Genomic DNA, 24,026 nt, shown 5'->3' with positions numbered 1-24,026 from the left:
GACGGCCATGTTTGCCATCGCCCGTTTTGAAGCGCGACAGCGGCTCAAGCTGCTGTCCACCTGGGTGTATTTCGCCATGTTTCTGGCGCTGGCCATGCTGTGGATGGCGGCCGCCGGCGGCGTCTTCAAGGAAGCGAGCATCAGTTTCGGCGGCAAGTTCCTGATCAACGCACCGCGCTCGCTGGCGTTCACGTGCAGCGTACTGGGCTGCTTCGGCGCCGTAGTGGTGGCCGCCATGATGGGCCGCTCGGTGCAGCAGGATTTCGAATACGGCATGCAGCATTTCTTCTTCAGCGCGCCGATCAAGAAATACCAGTACGTATTTGGCCGCTTCCTCGGCGCCTATCTGGTGCTGGCCGTGGTGTTTTCCAGCATCGTCATCGGCGCCTGGCTGGGCGCCTGGCTGCCCGGCATCGATCCCGAACGGCTGGGGCCGCAGCGGGCGCTGGCTTACCTGATGCCGTATGTATTTACCCTGCTGCCGAACCTGTTCATCTTCGGCGCCATCTTCTTCGTCATCGCGGCCCTGACGCGGCGCATGCTGCCCGTGTACATCAGCTCGGTGGTCATGCTGATCGGCTACCTGGTGGCGCCGTCGCTGGCGCGCGACCTCGACTACAAGACCCTGGCCGCCCTGATCGACCCTTTCGGCACGACGGCGCTGATACGCCTGACGGAATACTGGCCGAACGCGGAACGCAACACGCGTCTGGTGACCCTGGAAGGCGTGTACCTGCTGAACCGCGCCATCTGGTCCGGCTTCGCCCTCGTGGCCTTGCTGCTCGGCTACTGGCGCTTCCAGTTCCATGCGACGATGGACGCGGGCGCCACCAGGCGCCGCAGCGAGGGCGAGGCGCCGCAGCGCCTGTCGAACGCCTCGCTGTCCACGCAGGAAGCGCCCGACTTCGCGCAGCGCAACCTGGCCGCCCTGCTCCTCAAGATGAGCTGGCTGAACCTGCGCGAAACCATCAAGAACATCTATTTTGTCGTCATCGTGCTGGCCGGTGTGCTGACCATGTATGCGGGCGCGCTCGACATGGGTTCCATCTACGGCACGAATACCTATCCCGTGACGGAAAAGGTGCTGGACATGGTCAGCGCCTCGTTCGCCCTGTTCATGCTGATCATTACCACCTTCTATGCGGGCGAGCTGGTGTGGCGCGAACGCGAGGCGGGCACGTATCAGATGCTCGACGCCCTGCCGGTGCCGAACTGGCTGCCCCTGCTGTCGAAACTGATTGCGCTGGTCGGCCTGCAAGCCTTGCTGAGCCTGGTCATCATGCTGTGCGGCATGTCGATCCAGGTCTTCAAGGGCTATTACCGTCTCGACCCCGGCCTGTACCTGGAATCGCTGTTCCTGTCGCACCTGCCCTACTATGCGCTGGTGGCCGTGCTGGCCATCTTCGTGCAGGTGCTGATCAATCAGAAATACCTGGCGTATTTCGCCATGATTCTGTACCACATCGCCAGCATCAGCTTTTCCTCGCTGGGCCTGGGCGACCCGCTGCTGCTGTACGGCAGCACGCCCGAGGTCGTGTATTCGGCCATGAACGGCGCCGGCCACTTTGTGTTGCGCGAGCGCTGGTACTTGCTGTACTGGAGCGGCGCGGCCGTCATGCTGACGGTGCTGTCGCTGCTGTTCTGGCCTCGCGGCGCGCAGGACAGCTGGCGCATCCGCCTGCGCCTGGCACGCCACGGCCTCACGCACGGCGTGCTGGCCAGCTTTGCCGGCGGCGCCCTGATCTTCGTCGGCGCCGGCGGCGTGCTGTTCTACGTCTTCCACGTGGCCAACGATTACCAGTCCGAATTTTCCCGCGATGCGGACCGCGCCAGCATCGAGCGCCAGTACCGCAAGTTTGCCTCCACGCCGCAGCCGAGAATCACCGACGTGAAGCTCGACGTGGCCATCTACCCGGCGCAGCGTACCCTGGCCGTCACGGGCCGCTATCTGCTGCAAAACAAGACCAGCCTGCCAGTCAGCCACATTTTTGTGCAGCAAGATCCGACCGCCACCATGCGTCTGCGTTTTGACGCGCGCGTGCATCCGGGCCTCGATGACGGCAAGCTGGGCTTTTACAGCTACCGCCTGGCCGCGCCGCTGGCGCCGGGCGCCACCCTGGGCCTCGATTTCGACGTCCGCTATGCGCCGCGCGGCATGTTCGGCCTGGGCCAGGACACGCCCGTCGTGGCCAACGGCACCTTCTTCACGAATGCCGTGCTGCCGCACATCGGCTACCAGCCGCAGCAGGAATTGACGGATCCGCGCGACCGCAAGAAACACGGTTTGCCCGCGCGCGAACGGGCCTTGCCGCGCGACGACGCAAAGGGCCTGGCCGACAATTACGTGAGCAACGACGCTGACCGCATCCGTTTTGATGCCACCGTCAGCACGGTCGACGGCCAGACGGCCATCGCGCCGGGCATGCTGGACAACGACTGGATCGTCAAGGGCCGCCATTACTTCCATTACACGATGGACCAGCCTATCCTGAATTTCTACGCGTTCCAGTCCGCCCGCTACGCCGTCAGGCACGAGCGCTGGCAAGACGTGGCCATCGACGTGTACTACCATCCTGGCCATGAATACAATCTCGATCGTTTCGTGCGCGGCAGCAAGGAAGCGCTCGAGTACTACACGAAAAACTTCGGCCCCTACCAGCACAAGGTCCTGCGCATCGTCGAGTTCCCCCGCTACGCCACGTTTGCGCAGTCGTTCCCGAACACGATCCCGTACTCGGAAGGCCTCGGCTTCATCGCCAAGGTGGACGACAAGAACCCGAAGGACATCGACTATCCGTTCTACATCACGGCGCATGAAGTGGCGCACCAGTGGTGGGCGCATCAATTGGTGGGCGGCAACACGCGCGGCGCCACCGTGCTCAGCGAGACGCTGGCCGAATATTCGGCGCTGATGGTGATGAAGAAAACCGCAGGGCCGGCCAAGATGCGCCGCTTCCTGCGCTACGACCTGAATCAATACCTGATGGGACGCAGCGAAGAGCGCAAGAAGGAATTGCCGCTGGCCGAGAATGAAAACCAGGCCTATATCCACTACCACAAGGGCAGCCTGGCCATGTACTTGCTGCAAGATATCATCGGCGAAGACAAGGTCAACGGCGTGCTGCGCGACCTGCTCAAGGCTTATGGCCAGAAAGGCCCGCCGTATGCCAGCGTGACGGCCCTGATTGCCGGCTTGCGCCAGGTGACGCCGCCCGAGCAGGCTTACCTGATCGACGACCTGTTCGAGAAAATCGTGCTGTTCGACAACCGCGCCCTGTCGGCCACGGCCACCAGGCGCGGCGACGGCAAGTACGCCGTCACCATCAAGGTACAGGCGGGCAAATTGACGGCCGGCGAACAGGGAGAGGAACACGACGCGCCGCTGCACGACTGGATCGAGATCGGCGTCGACGACGCGAATGGCCATCCGCTGCTGCGCGAGCGTCTGCGCATGACGGCCCGTCAGGCGAGCTACACCGTCATCGTCGGCAGCCGGCCCGGCAAGGCGGGCATCGACCCCGACAACAAGCTGATCGACCGCAAGCCGGACGACAATATGGTCACCGTTGAACTCGAAGAGCCGTGACGAAAAATGGCCGCCTGTGCATACAGGCGGCCACTTCGGTATTCCAGGAGAGTCAGGCTGTGGCGGAACGCATCACCAGGCTCAGGCTGATGCCCATTTCCGTCAGGTGCTGCATGTCGGCCAGCGACAAATCGAGCGGCGCATCGACCGTGTCGTCGCCGTTCAACTCCAGTTGCAGCTCGGCCACGATGCGCGGCATCGTGAACGTGACGCCGCGCGAGCGGCATTCGGCCAGGTAGCTGCGTATGCGCGAGGGCAACACTTGCGATTTGGGCGCCTGCGCGATCAGCACTTCAAAGCCGGAATCGAGATGCACGCGATTCGCGCCCTTCGCCTCGCCCTTGCGCCATTGCCGTTCCGGATCGGTAGGCAAGACTTCGAGAATGGATTTGAGCGTGGGGTCGTCCCCATGCACCGACAGCTTCGCCATATTCATATTACAAGACTTTCTAGTCAGATCATACCGACAAGTCTACGCATGGGCGGTAAATATGTCCATACGGCAATATTTGGTATTCAGCTCTAATTTGTGCTGCATCAACAACAGGCGGAACAAGCAAGTTCCGCCTGCCACACGCTTACAGCGCCACGCCGCGCGCCTGCAAGGCGGCCCGTACGCCGGCGCCGTAGGCGGCATCGGCCCGGTCGAAGTGGCCCAGCTGACGCTGCAAGGTTTCCGGCCGCACTTGGCTCAGGGGACCGGCCAGGTTGTCGAACAGGTTCTGCTTCGCCTGGGCCGACATCAATCGGAACAGATTGCCGGCCTGCGTAAAGTCATCCTCCACGCCGCGGCCGTCGTAGCGCGCCGCGCCGCCATCGAGCGCCAGCGCTCCCTCGCCATGGCCCAAGCCTTGCGGCTGTGTGCCTGCCGCCGCCACGTTCGCGTAATTCTGTGACGCGCCGCCATTGTGGATCGCCATGCCGCCGTCGCGCTGCTGGTTATGGAAGGGGCAGCGCGCCGCATTCACGGGCAGATGCTGGTGGTTCGTGCCGACGCGGTACAGCTGGGCGTCGTGGTAGGCGAACAGCCTGCCTTGCAGCATCTTGTCCGGCGAGTAACCCATGCCTGGCACGGCGTTGGCCGGCGAAAAGGCCGCCTGCTCGACTTCCGCGTGGTAATTGTCCGGGTTGCGGTTCAGCTCGAAAATACCGGCCGGCAGCAGCGGGAAGTCCGCGTGCGGCCACACTTTCGTCAGGTCGAACGGGTTCCAGCCCGTGCGCTGTTCCCATGCATCGAGTTGCTCCTGCGTCGCCACCTGCAGCTTGACTTCCCACTGGGGGAAATCGCCGCGTTCGATGGCACCGAACAGGTCGCGCTGGGCGTAGTCGGGGTCGGCACCGGCCAGGCGGCCCGCTTCCGCGGCAGGCAGATTCTTGATGCCCTGGCGCGTCTTGAAGTGCCATTTCACGTACACGCGCTGGCCGTCGGCATTGATCAGGCTATACGTGTGGCTGCCGAAGCCATCCATGTGGCGGTAGCCGTCCGGCGTGCCCCGGTCCGAGAACAACATCGTGACCTGATGCAGGCTTTCCGGCGCATGGCTCCAGAAATCGAACATCATTTCGGCCGATTTCAAGTTGCTTTGCGGATCGCGCTTTTGCGTGTGGACGAAATCGGGGAACTTGATCGGGTCCTTGATGAAGAACATCGGTGTGTTGTTGCCAACCAAATCCCAGTTGCCCTCTTCCGTGTAGAAACGTACGGCGAAACCGCGCGGGTCGCGTTCCGTGTCGGCACTGCCGCGTTCGCCGCCGACGGTGGAAAAACGGGCGAAGGTGGCCGTCTGCTTGCCCACTTCACTGAACAGCTTGGCCTTGGTGTAATGGGAGATATCGTGCGTGACGGTAAAGGTGCCGTAGGCGCCCGAACCTTTGGCGTGCACCACGCGCTCGGGGATGCGCTCGCGGTTGAAATGCTGGAGTTTTTCGATCAGGTGGAAGTCTTGCAGCAGCAGCGGGCCGCGGGGGCCGGCGCTGATGGAATTCTGGTTGTCGGCGACGGGGATGCCCGAGGCGGTACTGAATGGCGGCTGTTGGCTCATGGCTGCTTTTCCTTCGTTGTTGACTAATGGAACTAGTGTAACGAGGTCAACAACAAAGGAAAAGTTAATTGATTTTATCGAATCGATAGCTATTTACAATACACACTCTTGTGCATCGCAGAGGCCGCCCAGCTGCGCCTGCAACTTCGCCGGCTGGCCCAGGAAGCCGCCGATATCGATCACGGACAGCTTGCCGCCGCCATCGTCGAGCACGAATGTGGGAAAGCCCTGCCCGCCCACCTGCGCCAGCAAGGCGCGGCTGGCGTCGATGTGCCGCTGCGTGGCGGCGCCCGTCTGGCGCGCATATTCGGACTGGAATGCCGCCCCATCCATGCCCAGCTCTTGCGCCAAGGTCACCAGCACGGGCCCGTCGGCAATGCGCAAGCCGTCCACGTAATGGGCGCGCTGCACGCGCTGCAGCATGTCCAGGCCCTTGCCGGCCAGGACTTCAGCCGCCAGGATGGCCGTGATCGGCGGTTCGGAGTCCATCATGGCCGTCGTGTCGTTCAGCAAGCCATTCATATAAGCATCGCCAAATGGCTGGCCCGACAATTGCTCGATGCGCCGGTCATGCGGCAGCACATAGCCGCGCCATTCAGGCGTGATCTGGCGGCGATTGCTGCCCGTCATCATGCCGCCGCCGTGGAACGCCACCGTCAGGCCGGGCACGGCGCGCGCCGCCTCGACCAGCGGCGCGGCGCCGTAGCACCAGCCGCACAGCGGGTCGAAAATGTAGTGCAGTGTGGGCATGGGAGCCTCCTTGTTGCCGCTTACCATTTCATTTCGCCTTTAGCCACTTTCGCGCTGGTCTCTAAAGCGCCATCGAGGCCCAGCTTCGGATAGCGCATTTTCATCGCCTCGATCAGGGCGGCCGAATTGGCGGCCTTGGCCGTTTCCTCTTCAAATGTCACCAGATAGTCGCGCGTAAAACCGATGCTGTCCGGCGTCAGGGGTGAACCGACCTTGAAGTGGCCCGGCACGACGGTCACCGGTTTCAGGGCGGCGATGCCGTCCAGGGTCCTGAGCCAGTCCTGGCGCGATTGCAGGCTTTGCGTATCGGCCGTCCACACGTGCAAATTACCAAACAGCACCACGCCACCGACGACGGCCTTGATCGATGGAATCCACACATAGGTGCGCGCTGGCGTGGGGCCGGCGATGTCCAGCGACTGGCCTTCCAGGGCGATGCGCTTGCCTTTCAATGCTTCCGGAATGACGATGCTTTTCGGCGCATTGTCCTTCAGGATCGGGCCCCAGTAGGCGACCTTGGCGTCGGCCTTGCGGCGGATCTCGGCGACCGTTTCCGGTGTAGCGACGATTTTCGCCTGCGGGAAGGCGGCCTTGATCACGTCGAGGCCAAAATAGAAATCGGGATCGCTGTGGCTGATGTAGACCGTCGTCAGTTTCTTGCCGCTGGCGCGAATTTTTTCCACCAGCTTTTGCGCTTCGGCGCGCGAGAACTGCGCATCGATCAGCACGGCGTCATGCTTGCCCGCGACCAATACGGAAGCGACGGGGAAGATGGCCTCTTCGCCCGGGTTGAATACTTCCAGCGTCAAGGGAGCACTGGCGGCGGCCGAGGCGGCGCCGGCGGCAAACACGGTGGAAACAAGAACGCTGCTGATGGTTTTGGAGAACATGATCTGCCTTCACAAGATGATTGGGATGACTGCATCTTACGTTGCTCGGTTCGGTAGAAAAACCCGTTAAAGCGCAATAGTTTGTTGCTCAATTCGGATGAATTGACAACTGCCGCGCCAAGGCGTGCAGCCACTGCCCCGCCAGCGCACCATCCCACACGAGCAGGATTTGCTCGCTGCAATCGACGCTGCCGGCCAGTTCGACCTGCAGCAAATCGTGCGCACGCACGGCGAAGTCGGGCAGGTAGGCCAACGCCCGGCCGGACTGCACATAGCCCAGCAGCAACTGCACATCGTCGCTCCAGTAGCGGATGGTACGCCCGGCCACGCCACGCCAGCCATCGGCATGGCGGCCACGCTCCTCGCCGCACAGCAGGGAGTGCGTCGGGCTGGCAAAGGCGTGCTGCAAGACGTCCTGCATGCCGCAGCGCACGGATGCGCAGGCTGCGGGCACGCCGCGCGCCAGTACATGGCCGCGCCCGGCCGCCAGCAGCATGCGCATGTTGCCCAGCGCCGTGCTGTGCCAGGTGGCAGGCCAGTCGGCGCCGCGCTGGGCGATGGCGTCCTGCGTTACCAGTGCCGCATGGCAATCGCCGCGCGCCAGGGCCGCCAGGGCCGCATCCTCGAAAGCCGGTTGCAAACGCACGCTGGCCTGCGGATAAGCGTCCAGCGCCGCCGCCAGGGTGTCCGCGTGGCGCCACAGCAGCAAGGCGGGGCCGGCGATGCGAGCATCGATGGCGCCCCGCTCGCCCATCACGTCCAGGCGCGCCTGTTCGGCCAGCGCCAGCAAGGTGCGCGCACGCTCGAGCAGCAAACGGCCGCTGTCGTTGAGCAGCAATTGCTTGCCGCTCCGGTCAAACAGGGGCGCGCCCATGTCCCCCTCCAGGCGGCGCAAGGCTTTCGACACGGCCGATGGCGTCAAATACAGTTCCAGCGCCGCCGCACCCAGGGTCGGCTGGCGCGCGGCGCTGCAAAAGACGCGCAGGTCGGCAAGGCTCATGTTCATGGTGATTTCCAGGCAGGACACAAAAAGTGAAAAATGGTTGCTGTACTGTCCATGATACCGCCCCTATCATCGTGGCATTCCAACTCATCGATGAAACCCATGCTGCGCACCCTCTTCCTTTCTCTGCTCCTGCTCGCCCCCAGCCTCGGCCACGCCGCGCCCCTGACTTGGGGACTGCACGGCATGGTGCTGTTTGGCGGCAAGCAAGGGCTGTATGCCTCACACTTGCCGATGTTCCATGCGCCGCACGATTACCAGGTGGTGCTGCAAGTGCGGCTGGCCGACCCCGCCCTTGATGCACGGCTGCGCCAGCAGCTCGACGGCCATACGGCGCTGTGGACACTAGAGCCGGAACACTTCGAGCTGGCGCGCCTGCTGCCGGCCGCGCCGCTGCCGCTGCGCCAGTTCCACGCAACGGTGGTGCGCGGGCACTTTGAGAAGGATGGAAAAGCCGAACCCGGCTACGGCGCTGCCGCCATCATCGTCGAGCGCGTCCTGCTGATGCGCCAGCTGTCGTCGGCCCCCGCCACGCACGCCAGCGCGCGCTACCTGCAGGTGGGCGACGGCACGCAGCGCTTCCTCGTCAAGCGTATCGACAGCCGCCCCGATTTCGAGCATATCGTCGCCTTGACCAGCCCCCCGGATGCGCCGCACGGCGACATCGTCGTGGCGAAAACCGGCGTGCAGGAAACCCCGGCCGCCAGCTTGCAGGCGGCCTTGCGCGCGCAGCTGGGAAAAACGGCCCGCTTGCGCGGCACGGTGTACTTTTCCACCGAGGATGTGCGCTAAAACAACAAGCACGGCGATGGCATAGCGGCGTCGCAAAACGTGTCACAGCGTCATGATGGCGTCACATTGGATTGTTATCTTGCTAGCTCTTTCAAACCTAGCCGGATGAACCACATGACACGCAGAAAAATTTCCGTCGCTGGCTGCAGCGTCGCCATCACCCTGATGCTGGCCGCCTGCGGCAGCGACGCTAAAAAAGAAGAGGCAGTGGCTGAAGCGCCGCCGAAAAACGTCATCTTCTTCCTCGGCGATGGCATGGGCCTGACCACCATGACGGCCGCGCGCATCTATTCGGTGGGCGAAGAAGGTTCGCTGACCATGGACACCCTGCCGGAAACAGCCTTCGTCAAGACGTTCTCGAACGACGCGCAAGTGACCGACAGCGCACCATCGATGGCCGCCTACATGACCGGCGTCAAGATGAACAATGAAGTCATTTCCATGTCGGCCAACACGGTCGCCATCGATCCGGGCACGGATGCGAACGGCAACAAGCTGGTCAACAAATGCGGCACCGGCAACGGCACGCCCGCCACCACCTTGCTGGAACTGGCCAAGGCCAAGGGCTTTGCCGCCGGCGTCGTCAGCACGGCGCGCGTAACGCACGCCACGCCGGCCGCGACCTATTCGCATATCTGCCACCGCGACCTGGAAAACGATATCGCCGCGGCCCTGGTGCCAGGCGGCACGGGCTACAACAGCGCGCTGGGCACCGCCGGCCTGGACGTGGTCCTCGGCGGCGGCGCGCAATTCTTCAAGCCGTTCAAGGATGGCGGCAAGCGTTCCGACGGGCGCGACCTGCTGGCCGAACTGAAAGCGAAGAGCTACACGGTCGCCAACACGGCCACTGACTTCAAGGCCGTCGATGCGGCCAAGACGGAGCGCCTGTTCGGCGTGTTCACGTCCAGCCACATGAGCTACGACCTGGACCGCGATGCGGCCAAGGAACCTAGCCTGGCGGAAATGACCACCAAGGCCATGGACGTGCTGGCCAAGAACAAGAAGGGTTATTTCCTGATGGTCGAAGGCGGCCGCATCGACCATGCGCTGCACGAAACGACGGCCAAGAAAGCGCTGCAAGACACCGTCGCCTTTGACAACGCCATCAAGGCCGCCATCGACAAAGCCAAGCTGACCGACCCGACCCTGGCCAATACCCTGATCGTCGTCACGGCCGACCATGACCACACCCTGGTACTGAACGGCTACGCCAAGCGCACGGGCAAGACGGCTGCCGGCAACCCTGGCGTGCTGGGCGTGGTGAAGAACTACGTCACCGGCGCGGTCGAGAAAGACCTGGACGGCGCACCGTATTCGATCATCGGCTTCGGCAATGGCGAGAACCGCACGCAATCGAGCCGCGCCGCCATGGCCAGCCTCGATGAAACCGTCACCAGCGCCAATACCTATCATCAGGAAGCGGTGATCCGCACGGCGGCAGGCAACGAAACCCACGGCGGCACGGACGTCTTCCTGGGCGCCATCGGCAAGGGTTCGGAGACCTTCCTGGGCACCATCGACAACACCAAAGTATTCGGCCTGGTCAAGACCGCCGGCGGACTGTAATCACCAAGACATCGAATTGGACAAGCACATGAAACTCGCATTGAAACCTGCCTTGAAACTGTCGCTGCTGACCACGCTCGTGGCCGCCAGCGTTGCCAACGGCGCCTACGCCGCCGATGCCAAGAACGTCATCTTCTTCCTCGGCGACGGCATGGGTCCGTCCGTCGTGACGGCCGCGCGCATCTACCAGTACAAGGAAGACGGCAGCCTGACGATGGACACGCTGGAGCGTACGGCGCGCATCAAGACGTTCTCGAACGATGCGCAAACGACGGACAGCGCGCCATCGATGGCCGCCTACATGACCGGCGTCAAGATGAACAATGAAGTCATCTCGATGGCGCAGGACACGATCGCCAAGGAACCCGGCCGCGACGCCAACGGCAACCTGGGCGTGGACAATTGCCCGGCCGGCGGCAAGAGCGCACCGACCATCCTGGAACTGGCGAAAGCCAAGGGCAAGGCCGTGGGCGCCATCACCACCACGGAATTGACGCACGCCACGCCGGCAACGACTTTCTCGCACATCTGCAACCGCAATGCGCAATACGCGATCGCCGCGCAAGCGGTGCCAGGCGGCGCGGGCTACAACGCGGCCCTGGGCGATGGCGTCGACGTGCTGATGGGTGGCGGCCGCAACCACTTTACGCCTTGGTCAACCAGCAACAAGTATGGCCGCGCCGATGGCCGCAACCTGTTGACGGAACTTGCAGCCAAGGGCTACACCGTGGCCGCGACGAAAGCGGAAATGGCGGCAGCGCAGAGCGGCAAGAAATTCATCGGCCTGTACAGCACCCGCAGCCACCTGGAATATGAACTGGACCGCACGGCCACGCCGCCGCTGGGCGAAGGCGCGACCCAGCCTAGCCTGTCGGAAATGACCCTCAAGGCCATCGACTTGCTGTCGAAAAACACGAACGGCTACTTCCTGATGGTCGAAGGCGGCCGCATCGATCACGCTTTGCACGGCATCAACGCCAAGCGCGCGCTGACGGACACCATCGCCTTCGACGACGCCATCAAGGCCGCCATCGCCAAGATCAAGGAAACCGATCCGACCCTGGCCAATACCCTGATCGTCGTCACGGCCGACCATGACCACACTCTGGCCTTCAACGGCTACGGCAAGCGCGGCAATCCTATCCTCGACATCAACCGCGGCTACAAGGATAACCAGCCGAGCAAGGATGCCGATGGCAATACCTACACCACCCTGGTGTTCGGCAATGGCCCCAACCGCCCTGACCTGCGCAGCAACGTCGACAGCGCCACGGCACTGAAAGACAACTATCTGCAGGAAACAGGCGTGCGCCTGGCCAGCGAAACCCACGGCGGCGGCGACGTCAAGCTGCTGGCCACGGGTGCCGGCGCCAAGTCCTTCAAGGGCACCCTGGACAACACCAAGGTGTTTGATTTGCTGAAGGCGGCTTTCGGCTTCTGATCCACATCAACACGGCAACCCCACCGGGGCGGATGGCGTAGGCCCTCCGCCCCTCTGCACGTAAAGGCAACAACATGAAATCGTCCCTGATCGCCATCCTCCTCGCCGCCGGCTTTGCCGCCAGCGCGCAAGCTGCCCCCACCGCCTCGCCGCCTTCCGCTCCTGCCGACCTGGACCTGGGCATCACCTATTACAGCCGCGTCCTGACGCCGGAAGGCGTGACGCGCGAGAGCCGCTACGAAGAAAAGATGCTGCGCCGCCCCGGCCACGTATGGGTCGAGCGCGTGCTGGCGCCGTCGACGGACGCGCATGCGGGCCACAAACATGGCGACAACGCCAAAGTGGCGCTGAAGGCCACGCAGCATGAGCACAAGCACTTCAATCCCGTGCTGATTCCCCGCCACGTGATGCTGGAAAAGAACACCGTGCGCGTGGAATACATCGATGCGCACGACAAGATCGTCGTCGCCATCCCCAAGGCCGAGTACGAGAACGTCAATTTCGACGGTTCCTGGGAGAACAGTTTTTATCTGCTGGACCCGAAACTGGTGGCCGCCATGCCGCTGTCGAAACAGGCGTCGAACGTGACGGGCGCGCGCTGGCGCGAAGTGGAAAAGAATGGCGTGTTCCAGCGCATCCTGTGGGATGAGCAAAAGCAGATTCCGCTGATTATCGAAAGCGGCGACCGCGCCAACACCTTCTATCGCCGGGTCGACGTCAAGCTGCAGCCGACCGTCAGCAAGGCGCAGCCGTGGGCGAATTTGCAGAACTACGCGCAGCGCGAGTATTCCGACTACCTCGACTAAACGTCAGACTAACGCCAAGAAAATCGGGACGTAAAAAAAGCCAGGGAACTCCCTGGCTTTTGTTTGGCTGGCGCCCGATTACTCGGCCGCTGCCGTTTTCTTCGCCGGCGCCTTCTTGGCGGCCGGCTTTTTCACGACCGCAGCTTTCTTCGCCGGCGCTTTTTTCACGGCTGGCGCTTTCTTGACGGCCGTTTTCTTCGCTGGCGCCGCGCCTTCTTCGCCTTCGACCTCGGCAGCTGCCGCCTTGGTCTTGGCGCCTGGCTTGGCCTTGCGCTCTTCAAACTCGAAGCTCACCTTGCCATCCTTGCCGCGCACGAGGAAAGCCTTGAACGGACGACGGGTACGCTGCGAAACAAAGCCCGGCAGCAAGTCCGTCTTGCCATCGTTGAGCAGTTTTGCCATTTGTTCCGGCAAGATTTCCTGCTGCAAGATGATGCGGCCGCTGCGGAAGTCGCACGTCTTCGGCTTGGCGACGCTGTGTTCGCACACATAGGCCAGGCCCATTTCGTACACGCCAGCGTTGCACTTGGGGCAAGGTCCCACGGGCGTCTGGCCCGTGAAATCGACACCTTCGCCATCTTCGCTCTCGTCGTTCTGGCCGAAATCGAATTCCAGCTTGAAATTCTTGATCTCTTCATCGCGCACGATGCGCAGGATGGCGGCGAACGGACGGCCCATCTTCGAACGGAAGCCTTGCAGCGGGCCGATGGTGCGGTCCTTCAGCAACTGCTCCACTTCGGCGATTTCGAACTGGCGCGAACCCGGCGTCTTGCTCATCGAGAATTCGCACTTGGTGCAGGCGAAACGACGGTAGTTTTCCTTCACCACGCCGCCGCAATTCGGGCATGGCGTTTCCAGGGTAGCGTAGTCGCCCGGGATCGTGTCGTTGTCGTATTCCTTGGCGCGCTTGACGATGATTTGCGTCATCTGCGCGATTTCACGCATGAATTCTTCGCGCGAAATCTTGCCTTTTTCCATCTGCGACAGCTTGTATTCCCACTCGCCCGTCAGCTCCGGCGCCGTCAATTCATTGACGCCCAGGCCTTTCAACAAGGTCATCAGCTGCGACGCCTTGGCCGTTGGAATCAGTTCGCGGCCTTCGCGGATCAGATAGCGTTCCGTCAGCAAACCCTCGATGGTGGCTGCGCGCGTCGCTGGCGTGCCCAGGCCCTTGCCAGCCATCGCATCGCGCAGCTCGTCGTCGTCGATCAGCTTGCCGGCGCCTTCCATGGCCGACAGCAAGGTTGCTTCAGTGAAGCGCGCTGGCGGCTTGGTGACCAGGCCGTTGGCGTTGACGCTTTCCGTCTGTACTTTCTCGCCCTTGGCGACGGGCACCAGGTTGCCGTTGCCATTGCTTTCCTTGTCGGCGTCCGTCGACGCTTCCTTGCCGTAGATGGCCAGCCAGCCCGGATTGGTCATGACCTTGCCTTCAGTCTTGAACTGATGGCCGGACACTTCCGTGTAGCGCGTGGTGACCTGGAATTCCGCAGGCGGGAAGAACACGGCCATGAAACGGCGCGTGACGAGGTCGTACAATTTTTGTTCCGGCTCGGACAAATTCTTTGGCGCGATCGTCGTTGGGATGATCGCGAAGTGATCCGAGATCTTCGTGTTATCGAAGATGCGCTTGTTCGGCTTGACCCAGCCCTTGTCGATGATCTGCTTGGCGAACTGGTGGTAGTTGCTGTTTTCCTTGACCGTTTCCAGCGCCTGCAGCACGGTCGGCATGTAGTCTTCCGGCAGGTGGCGCGAATCGGTACGCGGATACGTCAGCACCTTATGCTTTTCGTACAGCGCCTGGGCCAGGCCCAGGGTATTTTTAGCGGAGAAGCCGAAACGCGAGTTCGCTTCGCGCTGCAGGCTGGTCAGGTCGAACAGGCCCGGCGCCATCGAGGTGGTCGGTTTCGATTCTTCCGTGACGATGCCTTGGCGGCCGCGGCAGGCGGTGGCGATCGAGTCGGCAGCCGTCTTGCTCCACAGGCGCTCGGCGCGCTTCTCCGGGTCGTTCTCGTCCTTCTTGAACTTGGTGTCGAGCCAGCGGCCTTCATAGATGCCGGCCGCGCAGACGAATTCGGCGCGTACTTCCCAGAAGTCGCGCGGCACGAATTTCTTGATCTTGTCTTCGCGTTCGACGACGATGGAGAGTGTTGGCGTTTGCACGCGGCCCACGGTCGTCAGGTAGAAGCCGCCTTCTTTCGAATTGAACGCCGTCATGGCACGCGTGCCATTGATGCCGATCAACCAATCGGCTTCCGAACGGCAGCGGGCAGCATCGGCCAGCGGCAGCATTTCCTCGTCGCTGCGCAGGTGCGAGAAACCGTCGCGGATGGCGCCCGGCGTCATCGACTGCAGCCACAGGCGCTTGACCGGTTGCTTGGCTTTCGCGTTTTGCGCGATCAGGCGGAAAATCAGCTCGCCTTCGCGCCCCGCATCGCATGCGTTGATGAGCGTGGTGACGTCTTTGCGTTTGATCAGCTTGTTTAATACTTTGAGGCGCGCTTCCGTCTTGGCGATCGGGTTCAGCGCGAAATACGGTGGAATCATCGGCAAGTGCGCGAAACTCCATTTGCCGCGCTTCACGTCGAATTCTTCCGGTACGGCGATCTCCAGCAAGTGGCCGACCGCCGACGACAGGACGTATTCATCCGATTCAAAGTACTCATCGTGCTTGGTAAAGCCGCCAAGCGTCTTCGCGATATCGTTCGCGACAGAAGGCTTCTCGGCGATGATGAGGGTTTTTGTCATATTTTTTAGTCTCGAAAAATGCTCTAGGATAGTTTCAGCATGCGCATCATACAGTGCATTGCCAGGCGCCGACGCTTTTGTCTGCGCAAGGCACAGTGACTTGTGGTCTTGTCAAGCGGCCAATGATAAGCGCCTATTGAAGAATTCGGCAAGTTATCTGCAAGCAAGAATGCGCAGGCGCAAACACAATGGCCTGGCGTGCGCGCTGGTGCAGCACATAGTAAAGGGGATGGCGCGGCAGCGGCGCCAGGGTCGGGCAGACAGCGAAGAATATGGGTATATATTAGTGCAATAAGCGCGGCGGGAGATCTTCGTCGTCGACAAATAAGTCGTCGAACATCAGGGCGTCCGGTTCCTTGCCCTGGCTCCACAGCAGCATCAGCACGATGACTTTCAGCTTGCCCAGCGACACGGGCGCCTCGTCGAGCGCCAGCGCCCGTTCGATGACGATTTCGCGCTGCAGCGGCGAGAGCACCTTGGCGCTTTCGAGGAACTGGATGAAACCGATGGCGGCCGTGCCCAGCACGTCGCTTTCCTGCTGTACATAGAAACGCGTGCCCGTGGAACTGGCCGTCAGGATTTGTTCAACGCCGGCCATGGCGTTCAAGTCCGTCAGCCACACGAGCGCTTCGGAAATCTCCACGTCGTCGAAACCGACGGCCGACAGTTTGCGCGCCAGGACTGCCGGCTCGGGGCAGGCATCGGGGCGATAGTAAGTCTCGTAGAGGTACACCAGGATATCGAACATGGCTCTACTCTAGCAGCTAAGCTCGCTAAGACACAAGGGTGCGCACAGACAAAGCGCGCCCGTGCGGCAAGGCCGCCACACAAGTGACAAGCTGTCATTTGCAGCGTTGAAACAGTCCTCCCGGCAAGCGTTCGACCCGCCCCGCCAGCTCCAGCGCCAGCAATTCGCCCATCAGCGCGCCCATGGCCAGGCCGCTGCGCGCGGCCAGGGTATCGGCATCGAGAGGATCGTGGCCCAGCGCGGCCAGCAGCGGCGTCTCGTCTTCCACCGCCGCCGGCACGCCGGGGATGCCACCCAGCCACTGCAGCTCTTGCAGCACGTCATCGGCCGACTCAACCAGCTTGGCACCCTGCTTGATGAGCGCATGGCAACCCTTGGCCAACGTCGCATGGATGGAGCCGGGCAAGGCATACACGTCGCGCCCCTGCTCGCCGGCCAGGCGCGCCGTGATCAATGAACCCGATTGCGCCGCCGCCTCGATCACCAGCACGCCGCGCGCCAGGCCGCTGATCAGGCGGTTGCGGCGCGGAAAGTTACCTGGCATGGCCGGCAAGCCCAGCGCATACTCGCTGACGATGCAGCCGTGTTCGGCGATTCTTTGCGCCAGATCCAGGTTGCGGCGTGGATACACCAGATCGGCGCCCGTGCCGATCACGGCCACGGTGGCGCCCGCGCCGCGCAAGCCGCCCTCGTGCGCATGCGTGTCGATGCCCAGCGCCAGCCCGGAAACGATGGTCAATCCCGCCGCGCTCAAGGCTTGCGCGAAGGCGGCCGCATTCTGCATGCCCTGCGCGCTGGCATTGCGGCTGCCGATGATGGCCACGCCGGGACGCGACAGCAGTTCCGCCCGCCCCCGCACATATAACAACAGCGGCGGATCGGCGATTTCCAGCAGCAACGGCGGATACGCGGCATCGGCCAGGGTCAGCACGGCGTTGCCGGGTCTCTGCAGCCACTGCAGGGTGAGCGCGAGCTGGCTGTTGGCCACCGGCTTGGGCGGCTGCACGATGGCGCGCGCCACGCTGGCCGGCACCACCTCGCGCAAGACCTCGAATGATGCGGCGAAGATGGCCGGCGGCAAGCCGAAGCGGGCCAGCAAGGCGCGCGCCGCCACCGGTCCCACGCCGGGCAGGTGCTGCAGGCGCAGCCAGCCCGCCAGTTCCGTGGCCGTATCTGCCGTCGTTGCAATTGCATGCATGACAACCTCACTGTGTACTGTGCCATCCCATGCTAGCGCCACGGCGCGCACGCGATACCGACGCGCGCAAGAATGCGTGCAATGGCGCCGCAAAACGGCCCCTCGTCCACAGGGAAATGGGCGTCTGTGATAAAATTTCCCTTTGCAGCAAACTAATCGACGCACTGGCAAACGCATCTGCCGCGCCGTTGCGCCATACGCGCCCAACCGTAGCGTACTCAAAAATAAAATAGCCCTGCCATCGTCCGCATGGCCCAGGCATGAATAATCCGGCGCACCGGCGCCCACCTTAACCAGTCGAATCCGTATGTCCATATTAAATATCCTGCGTTACCCCGATCCTCGCCTGCACACGATCGCCAAGCCCGTCACCGAATTTGACGAGCGCCTGCAAACCCTGATCGACGACATGGCTGAAACCATGTACGACGCCCCAGGCGTCGGCCTGGCCGCGTCGCAAGTGGACGAGCATATCCAGATGATGGTGATCGACACCACCGAAGAGAAAAACCAGCTGCAAGTCTTCATCAACCCGGAAATCACCTGGGCCAGCGAAGAAAAGCAAGTCTACGACGAAGGCTGTCTGTCCGTGCCTGGCGTCTACGATGGCGTCGAGCGCCCGGCCCGCATCAAGGTGCGCGCCCAGGACCGCCACGGCAAGCAGTTCGAGCTGGAAGCCGATGGCTTGCTGGCCGTCTGCATCCAGCATGAGATGGATCACTTGCTGGGCAAGGTATTCGTCGAATACCTGTCGCCGCTCAAGCGCAACCGCATCAAGACCAAGATGATCAAGGAAATCCGTGGTCTCGAGCGCGAAGCGAGCCTGCGCGCACAGAACCGCCGCTTTTAAGCAGACCCCTAGCCACTGCTGATAGACTAAGCAGCAACAGTAGTCGTCTTACCACGCCAGCCTGGCGCCTTCGGCACGGGCCTGCGCACCTCACGTCAAGGAACCATATGAAAGTGATCTTCGCAGGCACGCCTGAATTCGCCGCCACGGCCCTGAAAGACTTGCACGAAGCGGGATTCGAGATTCCGCTGGTGCTGACCCAGCCCGACCGCCCTGCCGGACGCGGCATGCAGTTGCACGCTTCGGCCGTCAAGCAATATGCCCAGCAGCACGGCATCGACGTGCTGCAACCCTTGTCACTGCGCATGGACAGCAAGGACCCGCAGCGCGCCGCAGAAGCGAAAGCGGCCCACGAACGCCTGCTGGCCACGGACTACGACGTGATGGTGGTGGCGGCCTACGGCTTGATCTTGCCGCGCAGCACCCTCGACATCAAACCCTGCATCAATATCCACGGTTCCTTGCTGCCGCGCTGGCGCGGCGCCGCGCCGATTCACCGCGCCATCGAAGCGGGCGACGATGAAACGGGCGTGACCATCATGCAGATGGAAGAAGGCCTCGATACGGGCCCCATGTTGGCCATCGAGCGCACGCCCATCGAAGCGGGCGATTCCACCGCCACCCTGCACGACAAGCTGGCCACCCTGGGCGGCAAGATGATCGTCGAAACCCTGCGCAAAATGCAGCAGCAGCCGCTCGAAGCCGTGCCGCAGCCGGAAGCGGGCGTCACCTATGCGGCGAAAATCGCCAAGGAAGAAGCGGCGCTCGATTTCAGCATGCCGGCGCTGGAACTGGGGCTGAAAATCCGCGCCTTCAATCCGTTTCCCGGCGCCTGCGGCCAAGTCGATGGCACCACCATCAAGATCTGGGCCGCAGAGGTAATCGAAGCGGACAGCAAGGAAGCGCCTGGCCAGGTGCTGGCGGCCGACGCCCAGCACGGCATCGTCGTGGCCTGCGGCAATGGCTCCTTGCGTCTGACGGAACTGCAAAAACCGGGCGGCAAGCGCCTGCCCGCAGCCGAGTTCATCAAGGGCTTCCCCCTCGAAGGCAAACGCTTCGTTTAATCCCAGCAAGACGCGCCCATGGACCAGCTGACCGCCCTGCGCGCCCTGCGCCGCGTCGTGGAACTGGGCAGCTTCACGGCCGCCGGCGACGCGTTGGGCATTTCCCATTCCATCGTCTCGCGCCAGGTGCGCCAGCTGGAAAGCCAGCTGGGCGCCCAGTTACTGAACCGCACCACGCGCCGCTTCGCCTTGACGGCCGCCGGCCAGGAATACTACCTGGCCAGCCGCGACATCCTCGACGCCCTTGACGCGGCCGACCGCGCCGTCGCCATGCACCAGGCGCAGCCGTCCGGCAGCCTGCGCATCAATGCGCCGATGGCCTTCGGCACCCTGGAACTGGCCGCCTGGCTGCCCGAATTTACCCGCCAATATCCGCACATCCACATCGACCTGGTCTGCAATGACCGCATCGTCGACCTGATCGACGATGGTTTCGACGTGGCGCTGCGCCTGGCGCGCGGCTTGCCCGATTCCACCCTGGTGGCGCGCCAGCTGGCCAGCAGCCGCACCGTGGCCGTCGCCTCGCCCGCTTACTTGGCCCGCCATGGTCATCCGGCCACGCCGCAAGATCTGGCGCAGCACAATTGCTTGATGTACATGTCCGGCGAGAAGCCGGCGGAGTGGTCGTTCACGGATAGTGACGGCGCCGCGCACAAGGTGGCCGTGCGCGGCAGCCTGCAAGCCAATACCAGTGTGGCCCTGCGCGAGGCCGCCGTGGGCGGCATGGGGATTGCCGGCGCGGCCGCTTTCATCGTGCGCGACGCGCTGCGCAGCGGCCAGCTGGTGGAAGTCTTGCCCGGCTACACCTTGCGTCCACGCACTCTGTATACGCTGTATCCGCACAGCCGCCAGTTGTCGCCCAAGGTCAGGGCCTTCGTCGATTTTGCCGTGCAGCACTATCAGGATCGCCGCTGGGATTGATCAGGCCTGCTGCAGCGCCTTGCGCACGGCGCGGAACTGCTGCGTCAATCCGCCATAGCCCCAGGCCGCCTGGCGCGCATCGTGCACGTGGATGTAGCTGACGTCGTGCACGGCGCCGAGATACTCCTGCATGGCGGCGAACACGGCGGCGATATACGCGGCCTTTTCCGCTGCCGTATTCGTTTCATCGCTGATCAGGATATCGAGGAAAAAACTGGCCTTGCCTTGCGCCTGCAAGGATGGCCCGCCGACAAACCAGTGCGCCGCGTCGGCATGGCTGATGGCCACCGACGTCAGCTCAGGCGCCTTGTGCAACAGTTGCGCCGTCAATTGGCTCAGGGTGGCGGCGATGGCGGCCGACTGACGCGCATCGGGTGGCGTGGATAAACGCAGGTTCAGGATGGGCATGGGATGCTCCGCAAGTGGATGAAGCCCCATTCTAGGCAGGCGGGAGATAAAACGGCAGCCTCCGCCAGGCACAGGATCTGTGCAGTTTATGCACCAATGCCTGCACGCATAAAAAAAGGGCTTGCCGCGGCAAGCCCTTGTTGCATCCAGCGCCCTTGCCTAGCGGCGCTGCACCTTCATCAGGCGTGCGCCCACGGACGACGACAGGCTGACTTCGAAGCGGCCACCAGCCGGCAAGGCGCTCACGTCGACGCTGGCTTTGCCGCCCGTCAAGTCACTGGCGACCACCGTCTTGCGACCATCGGCGGCCACGTGCAACACGGCGGCGTATGGTTCCGCCTCGGCATTCCAGGCCAGCGCCAGCTTGCCGCCGCTTTGTACCGCATCGAACGTGGCATCGTTGGCGGCCGCCCTGCTGCGGCGCGCCGGAAGCTCCAGCTTGGCCAAAGCCTTGCCATTTTGCAGCACTTGCACGTCGCTGATGTCGCCCGGGTTGGCGAAGCTGACGCGGAAATGGCTCATGGCGTTGCCGCCATGGTCTGCCACGGAGACGGCATCGAAGGGCAAGTCGATAGTCTGTCCGGACGCCGTCAAGACGCGCAAGGTATAAGCATGGCTGCTACCGCTGGCCGCTGCGCCCACACGCGTGGACGAGGCAACGGCTGGGCGCAAGGCCACGCCGCTTGGCGTGATGCGGCCGGAAATCGTCAGATAGCCATGCTCGGCCACGGATATGCTGGCGGCCAGCACATTGCTACCGGTAATCTGCGTGCCGCGTCTTTCCAGGAATTGCTGCACGCGCACATAGCTGTAGTCGGAGAACCAGGCGCCGCTGCAATAGCTCATCACGTCTTTCATCGGCGTCACGCCATACACTGCCTTGCTCAACTGGCCGATGCTGCCCGCATAGCTGCTGTTATACAGCGGTTGCGGACCCAGCTCGCCATTAGGATACGGGTAGTCGGTGGCCGCATTGGCTGGACCGCCGCAGGCAACGTGCTGCAGCGAGTGGTTGTGGCCCAGCTCATGCACCAGCGTGGTCAGCCATTCAGGCCAGCTATTGCCGAAGGGATCGACGGAGGCAATGCTGTTGAACCTGGCGTCCAGGCCGATGGCCGACGTGAAGTCGTTGCTGCTGCCAGGCGGGTTGATGTAGGCCAGGCCGGCGGCGCGCGTGGAGGACATTTTCGGCACAAAACCATAATAATAGGCGCCGCGGTCTTCCAGCGCGCGCTGGCTTTCCAGCTTGCCCAAGGTATCGCTCCACCAGCTGTCGGCCGTGCTGCTGCCAGGTACGCTCAGTGGGGCGCGCGTGGTAATGCTGATATTTTCCGTCGCATACGGATACACGCGGGTCAGTGCAGCGCGAATCAGCTCGGCGTCAGGCAGTTGCGCCACGCCATCGTCGGTACTCAGCGGTACCAGCACCAGATGAATTTTCGCCGCGCTGGCCACGACAGGCGCCGCTTCCTGGCTCACTTGCGTACCGTCATTGCCCACGGCCGTCACGCGCACGCGCACGCCGGGAAAGATCCAGCCCGACGGCAGGACGGCGCTGAAATTGCCGTTGAAGCTGTAATCGCTTTTCGTTGTCGGCAAGACCGATGGGCCGCTCATGGTGATGCTGCCCAGGTTGCTGCCATTGGCGGCCGTCGCATTCAGGATCACGGACGGGCTGGCCTGGCCCGCCTGCGTGGCCAGCACGGACACGCGCACGGCGGCCGGCTTGCCGCGCGTCAGGCGCAAGGCGGCGTTGCTGGCGTTCAAGTTCAGTACCTGCGCGAAATCAATGCTGCCCAGGGTAAAGGCCGACACCGTGCCCGCATTCACGGCGATGCGCGAAGCGGCCGACAGCATCACGCTGCCCGTTGCCGACGCTGGCGCGGACAGCAGCAGCTGGCTGGCACTGGCGCTGACGATGACGGCTGGCGTACTGCCGACCGTCGCCGAGCTGACCTGGTCGAGGTTGCTACCCTGCAGCGTCACCGACAAGGTCGCGCCATTGACGGCCGACGTGATCGACGTCACTGCCACGCTGGCCAGGACCGTGTACGCGTCGCTGCTGATGACATCGTTGTAGGGCCCGCGCACCGTCAGCGCGCCCGTTGCCGCGCCCGCAGGCACCACCACCGTCACGCTGCCTGCCGTCTGGCTTTGCGGCGTTGCCGCCGCGCCATTGCCGAACTGCACCGCCGTCACGGCGCCCATGCCGCCGCCCGCGATCGTCACGCTGGAACCGACGCCGCCCATTGCCGGCGCGACACTGCTCACGCTCAGCGGCAGATACACATTCACGTTATAGCTGGTTGCCGCCGTGCCGCTGGCGCTGACGAGGCTCAAGGCGCCTGTCACGGGCACACCCGGCATGGCCAGGGTCACGCTGCTGTCGCTGCTGGCGCTGGTGGTAACGTTCACGCCACCCACCTGGAAGGCCGTCACGCGACTCAGATTGCTACCCGTCACCACCAGGCTGCCGCCAACGGCGACATTCGCCGCAGAGACCGCCGTCACGGCAGGAATCACAGCAGGAATCACGACGGGATTGCCCGACGTGGTCGCCACCACCGTGTCACCGCCACCACCGCCTCCCCCGCCGCAAGCGGACAGGCCCAGCACGACAAACAATGCTACAAGCAGATGGTTTTTCATGGCTGGCAACCATGTTGGTGCAGCGCGATGCCGGGGAGGACACGAGAGAAATGTGACATATTGGTGACTTTTGGTGAGAATGTAATTTCGAAGAACCAATATTATGGGTTAATTCGATTCCTAAAGACAACTATTAATGCTTTTGATTCAATTGGTTTTGATAATAATTAAAGTATCTGTTTGAAAACCTTTATTTTGGGAATTATTCACTTCACTCTGTATTGTCCTAAATCAAAATTATTTTCCTTTGCAGCTATTGCCATTCAATTCATTAAAAAGATTCTGACTTGGCGCAAATAATGTGGAAATTTTTCCACAGCCTAGACGACATGCCTTCCTGCCAAGTTTGGCGGAAGAATTAACGTTTTGAGTAAGATTTTCAGGAATGTAATTTTCAGATCCAAACGTGGCGCGAGGCGATGTGTTGCAAGAAGGCCAGCCGTGGGGTGATCGGCCGCTTTTGCTTAGAACCAAAGCAGCCTGATGCCGTATAATTTTAGACCCGGTGAAATCAGGCGATTGCCACCTTCTGCCTGCCCTATCCGGCCGGCACACTCCGTCAGCTGA

Annotated in this window: 18 protein-coding genes; 8 read left to right on the top strand and 10 right to left on the bottom strand. The window is 62.6% G+C overall.

What is annotated here, in order from left to right:
• Positions 1-7 precede the first annotated feature (7 nt).
• The gene (locus tag GYK42_RS15190; RefSeq protein ID WP_166448170.1) at positions 8-3,586 is read left to right on the top strand and encodes an ABC transporter permease/M1 family aminopeptidase; all 3,579 of its coding nucleotides are present in this window, start codon (positions 8-10) and stop codon (positions 3,584-3,586) included.
• Positions 3,587-3,638: 52 nt separating this feature from the next.
• Here GYK42_RS15190 and GYK42_RS15185 read toward each other — a convergent pair whose 3' ends face one another.
• The 5 genes from GYK42_RS15185 to GYK42_RS15165 form a co-directional block, all read right to left on the bottom strand.
• Positions 3,639-4,022: a hypothetical protein gene (locus tag GYK42_RS15185; RefSeq protein ID WP_166448169.1), complete on the bottom strand. Its 384-nt coding sequence runs from the start codon at positions 4,020-4,022 to the stop codon at positions 3,639-3,641.
• Between the two features lie 142 nt (positions 4,023-4,164).
• Positions 4,165-5,628 carry a catalase gene (locus tag GYK42_RS15180; RefSeq protein ID WP_166448168.1) on the bottom strand — a complete coding sequence of 488 codons (1,464 nt, stop codon included), beginning with the start codon at positions 5,626-5,628 and terminating at the stop codon, positions 4,165-4,167.
• A gap of 93 nt (positions 5,629-5,721) precedes the next feature.
• Positions 5,722-6,378 (bottom strand): DsbA family protein, encoded by a 657-nt coding sequence (locus GYK42_RS15175; RefSeq protein ID WP_166448167.1) that lies wholly within the window; start codon positions 6,376-6,378, stop codon positions 5,722-5,724.
• Positions 6,379-6,398: 20 nt separating this feature from the next.
• On the bottom strand, positions 6,399-7,268 hold the full coding sequence (locus GYK42_RS15170) for an MBL fold metallo-hydrolase (protein ID WP_166448166.1): 870 nt from the start codon (positions 7,266-7,268) through the stop codon (positions 6,399-6,401).
• A gap of 88 nt (positions 7,269-7,356) precedes the next feature.
• The gene (locus tag GYK42_RS15165; RefSeq protein ID WP_166448165.1) at positions 7,357-8,274 is read right to left on the bottom strand and encodes a LysR family transcriptional regulator; all 918 of its coding nucleotides are present in this window, start codon (positions 8,272-8,274) and stop codon (positions 7,357-7,359) included.
• Between the two features lie 99 nt (positions 8,275-8,373).
• Here GYK42_RS15165 and GYK42_RS15160 point away from each other — a divergent pair, with 99 nt between their 5' ends.
• The 4 genes from GYK42_RS15160 to GYK42_RS15145 all read left to right on the top strand — a co-directional run bounded on the left by GYK42_RS15160 (position 8,374) and on the right by GYK42_RS15145 (position 12,876).
• Positions 8,374-9,063 carry a hypothetical protein gene (locus GYK42_RS15160; RefSeq protein WP_166448164.1) on the top strand — a complete coding sequence of 230 codons (690 nt, stop codon included), beginning with the start codon at positions 8,374-8,376 and terminating at the stop codon, positions 9,061-9,063.
• Positions 9,064-9,177: 114 nt separating this feature from the next.
• Positions 9,178-10,629, top strand: a complete 1,452-nt coding sequence (locus tag GYK42_RS15155; RefSeq protein ID WP_166448163.1) for an alkaline phosphatase — start codon at positions 9,178-9,180, stop codon at positions 10,627-10,629.
• A gap of 28 nt (positions 10,630-10,657) precedes the next feature.
• Complete coding sequence (locus GYK42_RS15150) at positions 10,658-12,070, top strand: alkaline phosphatase (protein WP_240943604.1); 1,413 nt, start codon at positions 10,658-10,660, stop codon at positions 12,068-12,070.
• A gap of 74 nt (positions 12,071-12,144) precedes the next feature.
• Positions 12,145-12,876, top strand: a complete 732-nt coding sequence (locus GYK42_RS15145) for a hypothetical protein (RefSeq protein ID WP_166448162.1) — start codon at positions 12,145-12,147, stop codon at positions 12,874-12,876.
• A 78-nt stretch (positions 12,877-12,954) separates the two neighbouring features.
• Here the strand turns inward: GYK42_RS15145 and GYK42_RS15140 are convergent, their stop codons facing one another.
• From GYK42_RS15140 to dprA, 3 genes are all read right to left on the bottom strand, one after another.
• Positions 12,955-15,621: a DNA topoisomerase III gene (locus tag GYK42_RS15140; RefSeq protein WP_166448161.1), complete on the bottom strand. Its 2,667-nt coding sequence runs from the start codon at positions 15,619-15,621 to the stop codon at positions 12,955-12,957.
• Positions 15,622-15,904: 283 nt separating this feature from the next.
• The gene (locus tag GYK42_RS15135; protein WP_046683463.1) at positions 15,905-16,369 is read right to left on the bottom strand and encodes a DUF494 family protein; all 465 of its coding nucleotides are present in this window, start codon (positions 16,367-16,369) and stop codon (positions 15,905-15,907) included.
• Between the two features lie 94 nt (positions 16,370-16,463).
• A complete protein-coding gene (dprA, locus tag GYK42_RS15130) occupies positions 16,464-17,567 on the bottom strand; it encodes a DNA-processing protein DprA (RefSeq protein WP_166448160.1) in 1,104 nt (367 codons plus the stop codon).
• Positions 17,568-17,874: 307 nt separating this feature from the next.
• Here dprA and def point away from each other — a divergent pair, with 307 nt between their 5' ends.
• The 3 genes from def to GYK42_RS15115 all read left to right on the top strand — a co-directional run bounded on the left by def (position 17,875) and on the right by GYK42_RS15115 (position 20,402).
• On the top strand, positions 17,875-18,417 hold the full coding sequence (gene def / locus GYK42_RS15125) for a peptide deformylase (protein ID WP_166448159.1): 543 nt from the start codon (positions 17,875-17,877) through the stop codon (positions 18,415-18,417).
• Between the two features lie 107 nt (positions 18,418-18,524).
• Positions 18,525-19,481, top strand: a complete 957-nt coding sequence (gene fmt, locus GYK42_RS15120) for a methionyl-tRNA formyltransferase (protein ID WP_166448158.1) — start codon at positions 18,525-18,527, stop codon at positions 19,479-19,481.
• Between the two features lie 18 nt (positions 19,482-19,499).
• The gene (locus tag GYK42_RS15115) at positions 19,500-20,402 is read left to right on the top strand and encodes a LysR family transcriptional regulator (RefSeq protein WP_166448157.1); all 903 of its coding nucleotides are present in this window, start codon (positions 19,500-19,502) and stop codon (positions 20,400-20,402) included.
• Here the strand turns inward: GYK42_RS15115 and GYK42_RS15110 are convergent, their stop codons facing one another.
• Positions 20,403-20,810, bottom strand: a complete 408-nt coding sequence (locus GYK42_RS15110; RefSeq protein ID WP_166448156.1) for a tautomerase family protein — start codon at positions 20,808-20,810, stop codon at positions 20,403-20,405.
• A 159-nt stretch (positions 20,811-20,969) separates the two neighbouring features.
• Positions 20,970-23,459, bottom strand: coding sequence for an IPT/TIG domain-containing protein (locus GYK42_RS15105; protein WP_166448155.1), 2,490 nt, complete (start codon positions 23,457-23,459; stop codon positions 20,970-20,972).
• Positions 23,460-24,026 lie beyond the last annotated feature (567 nt).

It is taken from the genome of Janthinobacterium lividum, from assembly GCF_011601275.1.
Taxonomy (GTDB): domain Bacteria; phylum Pseudomonadota; class Gammaproteobacteria; order Burkholderiales; family Burkholderiaceae_D; genus Janthinobacterium; species Janthinobacterium lividum_E.
The sequence above is the reverse complement of the archived record's forward strand: the minus strand, read 5'-3'. Positions and strand labels throughout refer to the sequence as shown.

What these genes read in the sequence shown, in the direction of transcription:
- GYK42_RS15190 (WP_166448170.1), top strand. Translation starts at nt 8, where the DNA reads ATGTTTGCCATCGCCCGTTTTGAAGCGCGACAGCGGCTCAAGCTGCTG.
- GYK42_RS15185 (WP_166448169.1), bottom strand. Translation starts at nt 4,022, where the DNA reads ATGAATATGGCGAAGCTGTCGGTGCATGGGGACGACCCCACGCTCAAA.
- GYK42_RS15180 (WP_166448168.1), bottom strand. Translation starts at nt 5,628, where the DNA reads ATGAGCCAACAGCCGCCATTCAGTACCGCCTCGGGCATCCCCGTCGCC.
- GYK42_RS15175 (WP_166448167.1), bottom strand. Translation starts at nt 6,378, where the DNA reads ATGCCCACACTGCACTACATTTTCGACCCGCTGTGCGGCTGGTGCTAC.
- GYK42_RS15170 (WP_166448166.1), bottom strand. Translation starts at nt 7,268, where the DNA reads ATGTTCTCCAAAACCATCAGCAGCGTTCTTGTTTCCACCGTGTTTGCC.
- GYK42_RS15165 (WP_166448165.1), bottom strand. Translation starts at nt 8,274, where the DNA reads ATGAACATGAGCCTTGCCGACCTGCGCGTCTTTTGCAGCGCCGCGCGC.
- GYK42_RS15160 (WP_166448164.1), top strand. Translation starts at nt 8,374, where the DNA reads ATGCTGCGCACCCTCTTCCTTTCTCTGCTCCTGCTCGCCCCCAGCCTC.
- GYK42_RS15155 (WP_166448163.1), top strand. Translation starts at nt 9,178, where the DNA reads ATGACACGCAGAAAAATTTCCGTCGCTGGCTGCAGCGTCGCCATCACC.
- GYK42_RS15150 (WP_240943604.1), top strand. Translation starts at nt 10,658, where the DNA reads ATGAAACTCGCATTGAAACCTGCCTTGAAACTGTCGCTGCTGACCACG.
- GYK42_RS15145 (WP_166448162.1), top strand. Translation starts at nt 12,145, where the DNA reads ATGAAATCGTCCCTGATCGCCATCCTCCTCGCCGCCGGCTTTGCCGCC.
- GYK42_RS15140 (WP_166448161.1), bottom strand. Translation starts at nt 15,621, where the DNA reads ATGACAAAAACCCTCATCATCGCCGAGAAGCCTTCTGTCGCGAACGAT.
- GYK42_RS15135 (WP_046683463.1), bottom strand. Translation starts at nt 16,369, where the DNA reads ATGTTCGATATCCTGGTGTACCTCTACGAGACTTACTATCGCCCCGAT.
- dprA (WP_166448160.1), bottom strand. Translation starts at nt 17,567, where the DNA reads ATGCATGCAATTGCAACGACGGCAGATACGGCCACGGAACTGGCGGGC.
- def (WP_166448159.1), top strand. Translation starts at nt 17,875, where the DNA reads ATGTCCATATTAAATATCCTGCGTTACCCCGATCCTCGCCTGCACACG.
- fmt (WP_166448158.1), top strand. Translation starts at nt 18,525, where the DNA reads ATGAAAGTGATCTTCGCAGGCACGCCTGAATTCGCCGCCACGGCCCTG.
- GYK42_RS15115 (WP_166448157.1), top strand. Translation starts at nt 19,500, where the DNA reads ATGGACCAGCTGACCGCCCTGCGCGCCCTGCGCCGCGTCGTGGAACTG.
- GYK42_RS15110 (WP_166448156.1), bottom strand. Translation starts at nt 20,810, where the DNA reads ATGCCCATCCTGAACCTGCGTTTATCCACGCCACCCGATGCGCGTCAG.
- GYK42_RS15105 (WP_166448155.1), bottom strand. Translation starts at nt 23,459, where the DNA reads ATGAAAAACCATCTGCTTGTAGCATTGTTTGTCGTGCTGGGCCTGTCC.